This window comes from Superficieibacter sp. (assembly GCF_032071645.1).
In the GTDB taxonomy this organism is placed as follows: domain Bacteria; phylum Pseudomonadota; class Gammaproteobacteria; order Enterobacterales; family Enterobacteriaceae; genus Superficieibacter.
Genome location: NZ_DAMAPU010000020.1, coordinates 25,563 through 38,561, shown reverse-complemented (window position 1 = coordinate 38,561; position 12,999 = coordinate 25,563). Strand labels below are relative to the sequence as shown.

The 12,999-nt window shown below is 53.8% G+C and carries 15 protein-coding genes; 9 read left to right on the top strand and 6 right to left on the bottom strand.

The window, feature by feature from the left end:
- Positions 1 to 8 precede the first annotated feature (8 nt).
- A complete protein-coding gene (locus tag RT197_RS20755; protein WP_312953084.1) occupies positions 9 to 896 on the top strand; it encodes an SdiA-regulated domain-containing protein in 888 nt (295 codons plus the stop codon).
- Here the strand turns inward: RT197_RS20755 and RT197_RS20750 are convergent.
- The 6 genes from RT197_RS20750 to uxaC form a co-directional block, all read right to left on the bottom strand.
- Positions 883 to 1,947: a DUF2955 domain-containing protein gene (locus tag RT197_RS20750; protein ID WP_312953083.1), complete on the bottom strand. Its 1,065-nt coding sequence runs from the start codon at positions 1,945 to 1,947 to the stop codon at positions 883 to 885. The genes RT197_RS20755 and RT197_RS20750 overlap by 14 nt on opposite strands.
- A complete protein-coding gene (locus RT197_RS20745) occupies positions 1,937 to 3,004 on the bottom strand; it encodes an HlyD family secretion protein (protein ID WP_312953082.1) in 1,068 nt (355 codons plus the stop codon). Before RT197_RS20745 ends, RT197_RS20750 begins: the two co-directional genes overlap by 11 nt.
- 1 nt (position 3,005) lies before the next feature.
- On the bottom strand, positions 3,006 to 3,476 hold the full coding sequence (locus RT197_RS20740) for a MarR family winged helix-turn-helix transcriptional regulator (RefSeq protein ID WP_312953081.1): 471 nt from the start codon (positions 3,474 to 3,476) through the stop codon (positions 3,006 to 3,008).
- Positions 3,477 to 3,624: 148 nt separating this feature from the next.
- Positions 3,625 to 4,179: a YgjV family protein gene (locus RT197_RS20735; protein ID WP_312953080.1), complete on the bottom strand. Its 555-nt coding sequence runs from the start codon at positions 4,177 to 4,179 to the stop codon at positions 3,625 to 3,627.
- A gap of 164 nt (positions 4,180 to 4,343) precedes the next feature.
- Positions 4,344 to 5,831: an altronate dehydratase family protein gene (locus RT197_RS20730; protein WP_312953079.1), complete on the bottom strand. Its 1,488-nt coding sequence runs from the start codon at positions 5,829 to 5,831 to the stop codon at positions 4,344 to 4,346.
- A gap of 18 nt (positions 5,832 to 5,849) precedes the next feature.
- Entirely contained in the window at positions 5,850 to 7,262 is a 1,413-nt protein-coding gene (uxaC, locus tag RT197_RS20725; protein WP_312953078.1) for a glucuronate isomerase, read from the bottom strand.
- 475 nt (positions 7,263 to 7,737) lie between these two features.
- On the opposite strand from uxaC, the gene RT197_RS20720 reads away from it, so the two are divergent.
- The 8 genes from RT197_RS20720 (at position 7,738) to RT197_RS20685 (ending at position 12,854) form a co-directional block, all read left to right on the top strand.
- Positions 7,738 to 9,039, top strand: coding sequence for an MFS transporter (locus RT197_RS20720; protein WP_312953077.1), 1,302 nt, complete (start codon positions 7,738 to 7,740; stop codon positions 9,037 to 9,039).
- A gap of 115 nt (positions 9,040 to 9,154) precedes the next feature.
- The gene (gene exuR, locus RT197_RS20715; RefSeq protein ID WP_312953076.1) at positions 9,155 to 9,931 is read left to right on the top strand and encodes a transcriptional regulator ExuR; all 777 of its coding nucleotides are present in this window, start codon (positions 9,155 to 9,157) and stop codon (positions 9,929 to 9,931) included.
- A 324-nt stretch (positions 9,932 to 10,255) separates the two neighbouring features.
- Positions 10,256 to 10,924, top strand: a complete 669-nt coding sequence (gene yqjA, locus RT197_RS20710; RefSeq protein ID WP_312953075.1) for a DedA family general envelope maintenance protein YqjA — start codon at positions 10,256 to 10,258, stop codon at positions 10,922 to 10,924.
- A complete protein-coding gene (mzrA, locus tag RT197_RS20705) occupies positions 10,924 to 11,307 on the top strand; it encodes an EnvZ/OmpR regulon moderator MzrA (RefSeq protein WP_312953074.1) in 384 nt (127 codons plus the stop codon). The genes yqjA and mzrA overlap by 1 nt, the downstream gene beginning before the upstream one ends.
- A gap of 138 nt (positions 11,308 to 11,445) precedes the next feature.
- The gene (locus RT197_RS20700) at positions 11,446 to 11,814 is read left to right on the top strand and encodes a DUF1090 domain-containing protein (RefSeq protein ID WP_312953073.1); all 369 of its coding nucleotides are present in this window, start codon (positions 11,446 to 11,448) and stop codon (positions 11,812 to 11,814) included.
- A 40-nt stretch (positions 11,815 to 11,854) separates the two neighbouring features.
- The gene (locus RT197_RS20695) at positions 11,855 to 12,160 is read left to right on the top strand and encodes a YqjD family protein (protein WP_312953072.1); all 306 of its coding nucleotides are present in this window, start codon (positions 11,855 to 11,857) and stop codon (positions 12,158 to 12,160) included.
- A gap of 2 nt (positions 12,161 to 12,162) precedes the next feature.
- Entirely contained in the window at positions 12,163 to 12,561 is a 399-nt protein-coding gene (locus RT197_RS20690; RefSeq protein WP_312953071.1) for a phage holin family protein, read from the top strand.
- Positions 12,558 to 12,854, top strand: a complete 297-nt coding sequence (locus RT197_RS20685; RefSeq protein WP_312953070.1) for a YqjK-like family protein — start codon at positions 12,558 to 12,560, stop codon at positions 12,852 to 12,854. Before RT197_RS20690 ends, RT197_RS20685 begins: the two co-directional genes overlap by 4 nt.
- Positions 12,855 to 12,999 lie beyond the last annotated feature (145 nt).

The following is a 12,999-nucleotide window of genomic DNA, read 5'->3' as shown; positions in this document are numbered from 1 at the left end:
GGGCCGTAATGCGCAGCCGACTGGCACTAAGCCGTCAGCAGAAAAAATTTTTCTTTTGTCTGCTGGCGCTCATCGTTATTATTTTTATCGCTTCAGGACTTTATTCCTGCACCCAGCAAACCCGTTTTGCCGACGAAAATTCGTCGCTGCATGGCTATCATGTCGCCATCGACGGTAAGGAAATTGCAGGCGTGGCGGAGAATATTTCCTCGCTCACCTGGTCCCCCGCCAGCGATACTTTATTCAGCACCATTAATAATCCTCCGGCTATTATCGAGCTAAGCAAGCAGGGCGAGCTGATCCGCACTATTCCCCTTGATTTTGTTAAAGATGCGGAGACGATTGAGTACGTTGACGACGGGGTTTTCGTCATCACCGATGAAAAAGACTACTCCATTTATGCCCTCAGCCTGAATGACCATTCAGAAATTACTGTCCTGAAGAAATTACAGATCGCGCTGCAAAAGACACCGACCAACACCGGTTTTGAAGGGCTGGCCTATTCGCATAAAGATCGCGCGTTCTATTTCTTTAAGGAGAAAAAGCCTATCGCGATTTATAAAGTTGAAGGCTTCCTCGAAAAGGACGATCTGCAAATTTCCGACGATAAGCAGCTTCGCCAGCAACTGACGCTGAAAGATATCTCCGGCGCGGAATTTAATGCGCAAAATAATACGTTGCTGATTTTATCCCATGAATCCCAGGCGCTGGAGGAAGTGACGTTATCCGGCGAGATCGCTGGTTCCATGTCGCTTGAAAAAGGCGCGCAGGGGCTGAAGCAGGATATCAGGCAGGCCGAGGGAATTACCCAGGATAACGAGGGCAATTTGTACATCGTCGGCGAGCCTAATTTGTTCTGGAAGTTCAGTAAAACGCCGCGCCCTACTGGTCAATAACATACCGCGTGGCGGCAAAGCGGTTGAGGATCAGATGCACCAGAAACACCATCGTCAGCGTCACCAGCAGCGCGACGGTGACGGAGGTGATGCGATAAAGATCGCTAAACACCAGATCCTGTTCCGGGTGCAGATTCTGCCCGAACATAATGCCGATAGTGGTGATGCTGGCAAAGCCGACGCCCGCCCCCACTTTTTCCATGACGTGCAGCCGCGCGCTGAAGGCCAGTCCGAGACCGATCAGCGGCATCATCAGCAGCATATGACTGCTGTGATCGTAAAGCACCAGTTGCACCAGCAGAATATAGAGGCAGGCCAGCACCACGCCCACCACGCGCCATAGCGAACTCATCACCGCCCCACGATAGTTCATCGGGAAGAGGATCAGAATGCCTGCCATCAGCGCTGACAGCGAGTCGCTTAAATCGCTTATCTGAAACACCACGAAGATCATTGTTGCCACCGTCCCGGCGAGTAGCGATTCGTGGCGCACCCGCGCGGCATCTTTTTCAATCAACGGGGGGCGCCCACGCGGCTCGACATCGGGGATCAGGTAGTTCATCAGCGCGCTTAAACAGACTGCCATGATGCTGGCTTCAACGTTGGAGAACATCAGCGTGTGCCAGTCGTTGCCCGGATAGCTCATAAAGTTGAGCATGACGCTCTGGCAGACGACGCCCATCGAGCCGAATAAAAACAGCGGCCCTTTGCTCATAAAGCGAAAGCGCATCACGTAAAGCGCAAAGACCACCAGCGTCATAATCACCGGCCAGCGTGACAGATAGCCGATGATAAAGACCATTTCGATACAGTTCAGCACCGCGCTGAACACAAACTGTTTGGCAACGTGGCGGTTAAAGACCGGCACCAGCGACAGCAACATGATCGGATAGACGACAAAAAACACGCCGTACTGAACGTTGTAAAAAGTGGAGACGCTCAGCGCGAGGGTGCCCGCCACCACGATGCGCAGCGTCTGGCGAAAATCGTTTGCCGTGTAGGTGATGTTATCGTGCGGCGTAAAAACGCGTGCCAGGGTGTTAATAGACATAGTGCAGCAGGCTCACCAGATGAATTTGCAGCCCGGAGAAGAAATGGGCAAACGCGCCCTCGCTGTTATAAAGCTGCACCGTGGCGCGCGCGCCGGTGGGCAGCGCCACGGCCAGCGGCTCGTCCAGCGCAACGTGAATACGCATCCGCTGGGCGTCACGCACCCAGCGGTTTGACTGTTCAGGCTGCGAGAGCTGACCATTCACCGCTTCCTGTCCCGCCAGTATTCCGGCGTCGCTGCTGGTGACGTGGGCGCGGAAGACTTTGCCCGGCATGGCGTCGAAGACGACCGCCGCATCGGTGCCGGGGCGCGTATGGCGCAGGCTCTTCTCACGGAAATCCGCCACAATATCAGTGTGAGTGCTCACTAACGCCAGTAGCGGCGAACCTGCTGCCGCGTACAGGCCAGGGCTAAGCTGAAGGTTGCTCACCGTGCCGTCCGCCTCCGCGCGGATCTGCGTCCAGCCGAGGTTAAGCTGCGCCTCGTCCAGCGCATTGCGGTATTTTTGCAGGGTCACGTTGCGGTTATCGTCCCGCTCGCCGCGCTCGATAGTCAGTTGATGGATAGTGGCGTTCAGCGAAGCCACCGACTGCTCGCTGGTCTGCCAGGTGGTACGCACTTTATCCAGATCCTGCTGCGAGACGTTCTGCATGGCGCTCAGGTGCTGATAGCGCTGGTAAGTCACCTGGTCATTGCGGGCGGTGAGCTGGGCGGTTTTCAGATTCGCACGGGCGGCGGCAAGCTGCGCATCAAGCTGCTGATTGCTCAGCCGGGCCTGATGCAGCGCGATCTGCGCCGCCTCCACGCGGTTAATAAACGGCGTTGCGTCCAGTTCGTACAGCAGATCGCCTTTTTTCACGATGCTGTTGTTGTGCACATGGACCGCCGCGACGTAGCCGGAGACACGGGCGGAAACCGGCGTCACCACGCGCATAACGGTGGAGTCCGGGGTCAGGGGGATCCAGATATCCGCCACAATAAAGTAGGCGAACATCAGCAGGAAAGAGGCAATACTCACCCTTACCCAGCGGGCAAATTTTTGTTCCGGGGTCATCATTTTATGGTTTGGTCTTATTATCTTCTTCGCGGATTGACCGCAAATTGCAGGCGATTTGATTTAACGTGGCGCTGAACATCTCCCTGTCCGGCGCGGGAATATTGTGCGTAACGCGTTCCTGAAAGTGTTCAATCACCTCAGTAAGCTTTTCCAGCACCGTTTTTCCGGCGGGCGTCAGCGCCAGCAGGCGGATGCGCTTGTCGTAAGGCGACATGGTACGCAGTAAATATCCCTGTTTTTCCAGCAGCGTGAGGGTGCGCATCAGCGGCGGCAGTTCAATGCCCTGCACTTCCGCCAGTTCGCTGACCGAGACGTTATCACCCAGTTGATGCAGTTGCATCAGTACCGTCCAGCTTGACTGGGTTAATCCGGTGTCGGTGATGGCATGGTCGATAATCGCGCGCCACTGGCGCACCACCATCGCCATTCGCATCCCCAAAGGGCGGCGGGCAAATAGCTGGTCTTCGGTCATGTGTTTCCCTCTCGTTACGCAAGGTAAACTAATACTTATCAGGGTAAGTATCAAGAAACAGCAGGGTTAAGAGCATGGATTGCGAAAATGGAGGGAAGCGCTGGAGGGGCTGGGCAGTCGGGCGGGTCCCTTCCCCCAAAGGTGCGGTTTACCCCGCCCGCGCCTTCTCTTCTTCCACTGCCTTTTCTACCTTAAACGGATCGATCCCGCGTTTTTGCATCCGCCAGAAACGGATAATATTCAGGCCGTTCATCACCAGGAAGCTGCCCTCAATCAGCGTGCCACCGATCGACCCCAGCCAGAAATTGTGCGTCACCCAGCAGGCGGTGGAGCACCACATGACGCAGCGGGTGGTGAGTCCGGTACAGCGAAACAGTGCCCAGGTACTGGCGGTGGTGCCGATAATCGGCAGCAGTTCCATCGCGTGTTCCAGTTTACTTAAGCCCAGTACCAGCGTCAGGACGATAAAAATCCCCATCACCCAGAGTCTGCGGGTGCGCATTGAAATGACGGTGCGGATGGCGTTCAGTTCGGCACTCATGCCTGCCGGATATGCGCCCATCAGGAAGAAATGCAGCCCGATTACCGCGCTGTAAATCGATAGCTGGAGCTTGAAGCGACGTTCGTCGCGGTTGATAAAGGTCGTAATACCAATCAGAAAGGCGATGACACCTACGCCCTGGGCCAGCCAATACGCGGTCATGGAAAATCCTTAGCGGACAAAAAAGAAACGGTGCTCACACGCTACTCATTATGCCTGAGACTGCTGGTGCGCTGGTCAGGCTCCATTATGTGGCCTGCCGCCTTCCTGCAACTCGCAGAGTCAGTAGTATATGAAACACCGTTTTAATAAATCAAACAACTTTTTTACAGCGTTACGCCACTTTTGAAAATGGCCAGCTCGCGGAAATCGTTACGCTCGTTGCAGGTTTGTCTGCCGCTGGCGATTTCAACGATGGTATCGACAAATTCGTTAAGCAGTTGCGGCATCGCTTTGCCGTGGATGAGCTGTCCGGCGTCGAAGTCGATCCAGTGCTTTTTCTTCGCTGCCAGTTCGCTGTTTGTGGCAATTTTCACCGTTGGCACGAAACCGCCGTAAGGCGTGCCGCGTCCGGTGCTGAACAGCACCATATGACACCCTGCCCCCGCCAGCGCGCTGGTGGCGACCGCATCGTTACCCGGTGCGCTCAGCAGATTAAGGCCGTGGGTTTTCAGTCGCTCGCCGTAGCGCAGCACGTCAACCACCTGGCTGGACCCGGCTTTCTGGGTGCAGCCCAGCGATTTATCTTCAAGCGTGGTGATGCCACCCGCTTTGTTACCCGGCGACGGGTTCTCATAAATCGGCTGATTGTGGGCGATGAAATACTGTTTGAAGTCGTTGACCATCGTCACCAGCTTCTCAAAGGTGGCTTCATCGCGGCAGTGACTCATCAGCAGTTGTTCCGCGCCAAACATTTCCGGCACTTCAGTCAGGACGGTGGTGCCGCCGTTGCCAATTACGTAGTCGGAGAAACGACCGAGCATCGGGTTGGCAGTGATCCCGGAGAGGCCATCAGAGCCGCCGCACTCAAGGCCAAACTTCAGTTCGCTGAGCTTACCCGGCTGGCGCTGGTCGTGACGCATTACCTCGTACAGCTGGTGTAAATGTTCAACTCCCGCTTCCACTTCGTCGTCCTGATGCTGACAGACCATGAAGTGAACACGGTTAGGGTCGAAATCACCGAGCGTTTCACGGAATGCGTCAACCTGGTTGTTTTCACAGCCAAGGCCAATCACCAGCACTGCGCCCGCGTTCGGGTGGCGCACCATGTTTTGCAGCATGGTGCGGGTGTTGATGTGGTCATCGCCGAGCTGAGAACAGCCGTAGGTGTGGCTGAAGAGGAAGACGCCATCGGTGCCTTCGGCGTCGTGGGTCTCTTTCAGGAAACGGTTCTGGATCTGCCGCGCGATGCCGTTGACGCAGCCGACGGTCGGCAGGATCCACAGCTCGTTACGCACGCCAACCTCGCCATTCGCGCGACGGTAAATCTGCACTTCGCGATCCGCAGGCTGTACCTCTTCTCCCTGAAAATCAGGTTGATAGCTATACTCGTCCAGATCGCTTAAGTTAGTGCGCGTATTGTGGGAGTGAATGTGTTCCCCTGGCGCAATATCCGTCAGCGCATGACCAATAGGCAGACCATATTTAGTGACGTTTTCCCCCTTCGCAATGGCACTCAGGGCAAATTTATGCCCGCGCACCACGTCCTGACGCAGCGTGACGGTTTGACCGTCAACGGTGACTTCGGTCCCGTTTGTCAGGTCAGCCAGCGCGACAGCGACGTTGTCCTGCGAATGGATCTTGATGTATTGCATATCAACCAACCTCAAGGCTTAGTTCAGTTCAATGGCGAAGTAGTCACGCGCATTGTTAAAGCAGATATTTTTCACCATTTCGCCCAGCAGCTGGATATCCGCCGGTGCTTCACCTGCCTGCACCCAGCGGCCAATCATCTGGCACAGAATGCGGCGGAAATATTCATGGCGGGTATAAGACAGGAAGCTGCGGCTGTCGGTCAACATACCGACGAAGCGGCTTAACAGGCCAAGCTGCGCCAGCTGGGTCATCTGACGTTCCATGCCGTCTTTCTGATCGTTAAACCACCAGCCGGAACCGAACTGCATTTTGCCCGGCATCCCTTCGCCCTGGAAGTTGCCGATCATGGTGCCCAGCACTTCGTTATCGCGCGGATTCAGACAGTACAGGATGGTTTTCGGCAGCAGGTTTTGCTCGTTCTGTTTGCTCAGCAGTTTAGAAAGTTCTTCTGCCAGCGGACGGTCGTTGATGGAGTCAAAACCGACGTCCGGCCCCAGCAGTTTGAACTGCCGCAGGTTGTTATTACGCAGCGCGCCAATGTGATACTGCTGTACCCAGCCGCGACGCGCGTATTCCGCGCCGAGGAACACCAGTACGGCGGTTTTGAACTGGGCAACGTCATGCTCGCTCAGCGCTTCACCGCTCAGACGACGCGCCAGGATACTGTCCAGCTCGCTTTCGTTAGATTCAGCAAACAGTACAACGTCCAGCGCGTGGTCAGAGACTTTACAGCCGTGGGCGGCAAAGTGATCCAGGCGTTTGGTCAGCGCGGATTGCAAATCGCTGAAGCGGCGGATATCGGTATCAGAAACTTCACCCAGCTTTGCCATGTAGTCGTTAAACGTAGCCTGTTCAATGTTGAAGGCTTTATCAGGACGCCAGCTCGGCAGCACTTTGATGCTGAAGCTGGTGTCTTTGGCAACGCTGGCATGGTGCTCGAGTGAGTCGATCGGATCGTCAGTCGTGCCGACCATTTTCACATTCATCTGCTGCATGATGCCGCGCGCGGTGAATTTATCCTGCGCCAGCAGTTCATTGCCGCGCTCCCAGATTTCATCGGCGGTGGTTGGCGAAAGCAGCTTACCTGTAATACCAAACGGGCGACGGAGCTCCAGATGCGTCCAGTGGTATAACGGGTTGCCAATAGTATGCGGAACGGTAGCAGCCCAGGCGTCAAACTTCTCACGGTCGCTGGCATCGCCGGTACACAAGCGTTCAGCCACGCCATTGGTACGCATCGCGCGCCATTTGTAGTGGTCACCTTTCAACCAGATATCATACAGGTTTTTAAAACGGTAGTTCTCTGCAATCTGCTGCGGCGGCAGATGGCAGTGAAAGTCAAAAATAGGCTGATCTTTGGCGTAGTCATGATAGAGACGGCGTGCAAATTCAGTGTCCAGCAGGAAATCTTCGGTCATAAACGGGGTCATTTCGTCTTCCTCTCAGCGAGTGCGTCTGATGCTTATGTTTAATGCTGACAAAGTTATCACACCAATTTCTATAGACCGAGCGTATTTTCGTGAGTTGGATCAATAAAAAATGATAAATAAACTACCCCCTACAGGGTAAACCTATGTCAAGCCTCTGTTTCATAAGAAAATTCATCGCTTAAACAATATCCATACAAAGATTCACACTTTTGTGACGGCACTCACCTTTTAAAGTTGTATGACAAGTTATCTTTCTGCCGTCGCAAAGACATTGATTAAACGAATGCATTCACGATGACTTATTCATCAGATTTACCGGTATGGACGCCGATGACTTATGAAGTCTTTACATAGCAAGGAGCAGGTCGTATCGGTTGCTTTACTCGTTACGCCCCTCCGTTACTAGCACATCCCATGACAAACAGTGAGATGTGACCGCGCCTGACGCGGACATACCATAATGAAGAGGTTTTAAATGCGTAAAATTAAAGGTTTACGTTGGTACATGATTGCCCTGGTGACTCTGGGCACTGTTCTGGGTTATCTGACACGTAATACCGTGGCGGCCGCTGCTCCGACCTTAATGGAAGAGCTGCATATTTCCACGCAGCAATACTCCTATATCATCGCGGCTTATTCAGCGGCCTATACCATCATGCAGCCTGTCGCAGGCTACGTGCTGGATATTCTCGGCACTAAAATTGGTTATGCCTTCTTTGCGATTACCTGGGCTATTTTCTGCGGCGCTACGGCGCTGGCGGGAAGCTGGGGCGGTCTGGCACTGGCGCGTGGTGCGGTCGGTGCAGCGGAAGCGGCAATGATCCCCGCTGGCCTCAAAGCCAGTTCCGAGTGGTTCCCGGCGAAAGAACGTTCTATCGCGGTAGGCTACTTTAACGTAGGTTCTTCCATTGGCGCGATGATTGCTCCGCCGCTGGTGGTATGGGCTATCGTGATGCATAGCTGGCAGATGGCATTTATCATCTCCGGCGTACTGAGCTTTATCTGGGCAATGGCCTGGCTGATTTTCTACAAGCACCCGCGCGATCAGAAAAAATTAACGGAAGAAGAACGCGAATACATTATTGGTGGTCAGGAAGCTCAGCACCAGACCAATAACGGCAAGAAGCTGACCGTATGGCAGATCCTCGGCACCCGTCAGTTCTGGGGTATCGCGCTGCCGCGCTTCCTGGCTGAACCCGCATGGGGAACGTTTAACGCGTGGATCCCGCTGTTCATGTTTAAAGTCTACGGCTTTAACCTGAAAGAAATCGCTATGTTCGCCTGGATGCCGATGCTGTTTGCTGACCTGGGCTGCATCGTGGGTGGTTATCTGCCACCGCTGTTCCAGCGCTGGTTTGGCGTCAACCTGATTGTGTCCCGTAAAATGGTTGTTACCATGGGCGCGCTGCTGATGATTGGCCCAGGGATGATCGGCTTGTTCACCAGCCCGTACGTCGCGATCGGTCTGCTGTGCATCGGCGGTTTTGCTCACCAGTCACTGTCCGGCGCGCTGATTACCCTGTCTTCCGACGTCTTTGGCCGTAACGAAGTCGCCACGGCGAACGGTTTAACCGGGATGGCGGCATGGATGGCAAGTACCATGTTTGCGCTGGTCGTCGGTGCGCTGGCCGATACCATTGGCTTTAGCCCGCTGTTTGCGGTGCTGGCCGTGTTCGACCTGCTGGGTGCGCTGGTAATCTGGACGGTACTGAAGAATAAACCCGCCGCAGAAATTGTGCAGACGCCGCCGAGGAACGATCCGGCGACACAAAACTAGCGTTTGCTGTAACGCAAAGGGGCCGCCCACGAGGCGGCTTTTTTGTGGCATAAGTGGTGCCAGACCGCTAAAAGTGGTATAACAAATAAAGGTGCCTCTTCCTTCCGGGATCCATATGGAAATTACCGACTCACGTCGTCTCTACCAACAGCTTGCCGCCGATCTCAAGCAGCGTATCGAACAGGGTGTTTATCTCCCTGGCGACAAACTGCCTGCTGAGCGCTTTATTGCCGATGAAAAAAGCGTCAGTCGCACGGTGGTTCGTGAAGCCATTATTATGCTGGAAGTTGAAGGCTACGTTGAAGTGCGCAAGGGGTCGGGCATTCATGTCATCTCCAGTCAGGCTAAATATCATCATGAGCCGGATGAAACGCAGGAATTTGCTAACTACGGGCCGTTTGAGCTGTTACAGGCGCGTCAGCTTATAGAAAGCAATATTGCCGAGTTTGCCGCAACCCAGGTGACCAAGCAGGACATCATGAAGCTGATGGAAATTCAGGAGATGGCGCGCAAAGAAAAATGTTTCCGCGACTCCGAATGGGATCTTCAGTTCCACGTCCAGGTCGCGCTTGCCACGCAGAATTCCGCCCTCGCCGCTATTGTCGAAAAAATGTGGACCCAGCGCGTTCATAACCCGTACTGGAAAAAACTGCACGATCACATCGATCTGCGCACCGTGGATAACTGGTGCGACGATCACGATCAAATTCTCAAAGCGTTGATTCGTAAAGATCCGCACGCGGCAAAACTGGCGATGTGGCAGCACCTTGAGAACACCAAGCAAATGCTGTTTAACGAAACCAGCGATGACTTTGAGTTTAATGCTGACCGCTACTTATTTGCGGAAAATCCGGTCGTTCATCTCGATCCCGCCGTTGCTGGCGCAAAATAACATTTTCTCATCCAGCGGATCGGTTTCGCTCCGCTGTATCCCGTTTCCCGTAAGCAAAACACATATTGTGTCAGCGAGTGTAAATCTCCTCGCCACCCACTGTCTCACACCGCAAAATCAGTCTGTAATTACTGTGACGATTACCCGCACCTTTGTTACAATTAGATGCATTTTGCACATTAGTGATTGAGTTACTGCTCACATCGCTTAAGACAAGGAACCGTCAGAACGCGTTTTCAGCGACCATACCTCTATAAATACACGGTCGCCCGGCAGTTAAACCGCGTTCAGCCGCGACGTTAACCGATGTACCAGGAATAGTGAATGGAACTTTTTACTCAATTGATGCACGCCCTCTGGAGCCAGGACTACGAGACCCTGGCCAACCCGTCGATGATTGGGATGCTTTATTTTGTTTTATTTGTGATCCTGTTTCTTGAGAATGGATTACTGCCCGCCGCCTTTCTGCCGGGCGATAGTTTACTGGTGCTGGTTGGCGTCCTGATTGCCAAAGGCGCAATGGGATACCCACAAACCGTTATTTTATTGACCGTAGCCGCGAGTCTCGGCTGCTGGCTAAGTTATATTCAGGGGCGATGGCTCGGCAATACGCGGCTGGTGCAGAAATGGTTGTCGCATCTGCCTGCACACTATCACCAGCGGGCGCATCACCTTTTTCATAAACATGGGCTGTCCGCGCTGCTGATGGGCCGTTTTATCGCCTTTGTGCGTACGCTGCTGCCAACCATCGCCGGACTGTCCGGCCTGAGCAGCGCGCGCTTTCAGTTTTTTAACTGGATGAGCGGCCTGCTGTGGGTGCTGATCCTGACGACGCTGGGTTTCCTGCTCGGGAAAAGCCCGGTGTTCCTGAAATATGAAGATAAGCTGATGTCCTGCCTGATGCTGTTGCCGGTGGTACTGCTGGTATTCGGCCTGATTGGATCGCTGGTGGTGCTATGGAAGAAGAAACACCAGCGGATCGAGGACAAATAATGGAAATGAAACACCCCGTAGTACGTCGATTCGCATGGAGCCTGGGCGGGCTGGCGCTGTTCTCCTGCCTGTTTTATGCGGGCGTCACGCTTCAGCGCCATGAATCTACGCTGGCGATCCGTCCGTCAATGGAAGGCGTCAGCGTGCCTGACGGTTTTTCCGTCTGGCATCAGCTTGATGCTAACGGCATCCGCTTTAAAAGCATTACCCCTCATGCCGATACGCTGTTAATCAAATTTGATTCCAGCGCGCAAAGTGCGGCAGCGAAAGAAGTTCTCGATCGCTCTCTCCCTCATGGCTATATCATCGCCCAGCAGGACGACGACAGCCAGGCGTCGCTCTGGCTTACCCGCCTGCGCGACACCTCCAGTCGGTTCGGCTAATTTCTTCCAGGATTCTGAATCGTTTAACTTATTTTTGTGATTTCTCGTTTACTTACTATTCTTAAGTATGCGCAGGGCAGTTGCCTGGACGCGCAGGCACAGCTTTTATGCGCCGCAACACAATGGAAAATTTCATTTATGAAAAACCGCATCGTTATCGCTTTAGCCCTTTTATCTGTCAGCGCGGGTGCATGGGCACAAACGCCCTGCCAGGAAAAAGAACAGGATATCCAGCGTGAGATTAGCTACGCCGAAAAGCACAACAATCAGAGTCGTATTAACGGCCTGAAGAAAGCGCTGAGTGAAGTAAAGGAAAACTGTAGCGACAGCAAGCTGCGCGCCGATCATCAGAAGAAAATTGCTGAGCAGAAAGAAGAAGTTGCTGAACGGCAGGACGATCTGAAAGAAGCGAAGCAGAAAGGCGATGCGGAAAAAGTCACCAAACGTGAGAATAAACTCAAGGAAGCGCAGGACGAGTTAAAAGCGCTGGAATCGCGGGATTATTGAGTTTACGGAAATATTACTTACTCATCTGGAGAGAAAAACTATGTCTAAAGATACCAATACCGATCATCTGCGCGCCGAGTTGAAATCGCTGACCGATACGCTGGAGGAAGTGCTGAGTTCTTCAGGTGATAAATCAAAAGAAGAATTTAGCAAAATTCGCAGCAAAGCGGAGCGCGCGCTGAAAGATAGCCGTAAGAGCCTGGGTGAAACAGGCGATGCGCTGGCGAAGCAGACCCGCGTGGCGGCTGAGCGTACCGATGAGTACGTGCGTGAAAATCCCTGGGCGAGTGTGGGCATCGGTGCCGCCGTAGGCGTGGTACTGGGTGTTCTGCTGGCGCGTCGATAATTATGGCTGATTATCGTCAAGCACAGGGGCCCGGGAAAAGCGTGCTGGGAATCGGGCAGCGGATCGTCTCTATCGTCGTAGAGATGGTGGAAACGCGGCTGAGGCTGGTGGTAGTAGAGCTGGAAGAAGAGAAAGCAAACCTCTTTCAGCTTCTGCTGATGCTGGGACTGACAATGCTTTTTGCCGCCTTTGGCCTGATGAGCCTGATGGTATTGATCATCTGGGCGGTCGATCCGCAATATCGGTTGAATGTCATGATTGGCACTACCGTAGTCCTGCTTTTGCTGGCTGTTACTGGCGGCATCTGGACGCTGGTGAAAGCCCGTCGTTCGACATTCTTACGTCACACCCGTCAGGAGCTGGCTAACGACCGTTCCTTGCTGGAGGAGGATAAGTCTTGAGTAGCAAGCAGGAACGCCAACAGCGTAAAGCCTGGCTGCTCAGTCAGATCCAACAACAGCGGCTGGATTTATCCTCCAGCCGTCGCGACTGGCTGGAAGTCACCGGTGGATATGACCGCAGCTGGAATATGCTTCTTAACGTGCGTGCGTGGGCGCTGGTCGGTAGCAGCGTAATGGCCATCTGGAGCGTGCGTAACCCGAATTTCCTTGTTCGCTGGGCTAAACGCGGTTTCGGCATCTGGAGCGCATGGCGTCTGGTACAGTCGACGCTGCGCACTCAGCATCTGCGTTAAGCCACGCTGGCCTGATTAAGCCCGTCCGCCTTTCGGCGCGCGGGCTTTTTTATTCATCTTGTGAATATCACTCATATTTTTTGAAGAAGATTGACAGTTTTCCTTGCTAACAATTGTTTCCCCACCCGCTTATGATTCTCTCCAT

What these genes read in the sequence shown, in the direction of transcription:
- RT197_RS20755 (WP_312953084.1), top strand. Translation starts at nt 9, where the DNA reads ATGCGCAGCCGACTGGCACTAAGCCGTCAGCAGAAAAAATTTTTCTTT.
- RT197_RS20750 (WP_312953083.1), bottom strand. Translation starts at nt 1,947, where the DNA reads ATGTCTATTAACACCCTGGCACGCGTTTTTACGCCGCACGATAACATC.
- RT197_RS20745 (WP_312953082.1), bottom strand. Translation starts at nt 3,004, where the DNA reads ATGATGACCCCGGAACAAAAATTTGCCCGCTGGGTAAGGGTGAGTATT.
- RT197_RS20740 (WP_312953081.1), bottom strand. Translation starts at nt 3,476, where the DNA reads ATGACCGAAGACCAGCTATTTGCCCGCCGCCCTTTGGGGATGCGAATG.
- RT197_RS20735 (WP_312953080.1), bottom strand. Translation starts at nt 4,179, where the DNA reads ATGACCGCGTATTGGCTGGCCCAGGGCGTAGGTGTCATCGCCTTTCTG.
- RT197_RS20730 (WP_312953079.1), bottom strand. Translation starts at nt 5,831, where the DNA reads ATGCAATACATCAAGATCCATTCGCAGGACAACGTCGCTGTCGCGCTG.
- uxaC (WP_312953078.1), bottom strand. Translation starts at nt 7,262, where the DNA reads ATGACCCCGTTTATGACCGAAGATTTCCTGCTGGACACTGAATTTGCA.
- RT197_RS20720 (WP_312953077.1), top strand. Translation starts at nt 7,738, where the DNA reads ATGCGTAAAATTAAAGGTTTACGTTGGTACATGATTGCCCTGGTGACT.
- exuR (WP_312953076.1), top strand. Translation starts at nt 9,155, where the DNA reads ATGGAAATTACCGACTCACGTCGTCTCTACCAACAGCTTGCCGCCGAT.
- yqjA (WP_312953075.1), top strand. Translation starts at nt 10,256, where the DNA reads ATGGAACTTTTTACTCAATTGATGCACGCCCTCTGGAGCCAGGACTAC.
- mzrA (WP_312953074.1), top strand. Translation starts at nt 10,924, where the DNA reads ATGGAAATGAAACACCCCGTAGTACGTCGATTCGCATGGAGCCTGGGC.
- RT197_RS20700 (WP_312953073.1), top strand. Translation starts at nt 11,446, where the DNA reads ATGAAAAACCGCATCGTTATCGCTTTAGCCCTTTTATCTGTCAGCGCG.
- RT197_RS20695 (WP_312953072.1), top strand. Translation starts at nt 11,855, where the DNA reads ATGTCTAAAGATACCAATACCGATCATCTGCGCGCCGAGTTGAAATCG.
- RT197_RS20690 (WP_312953071.1), top strand. Translation starts at nt 12,163, where the DNA reads ATGGCTGATTATCGTCAAGCACAGGGGCCCGGGAAAAGCGTGCTGGGA.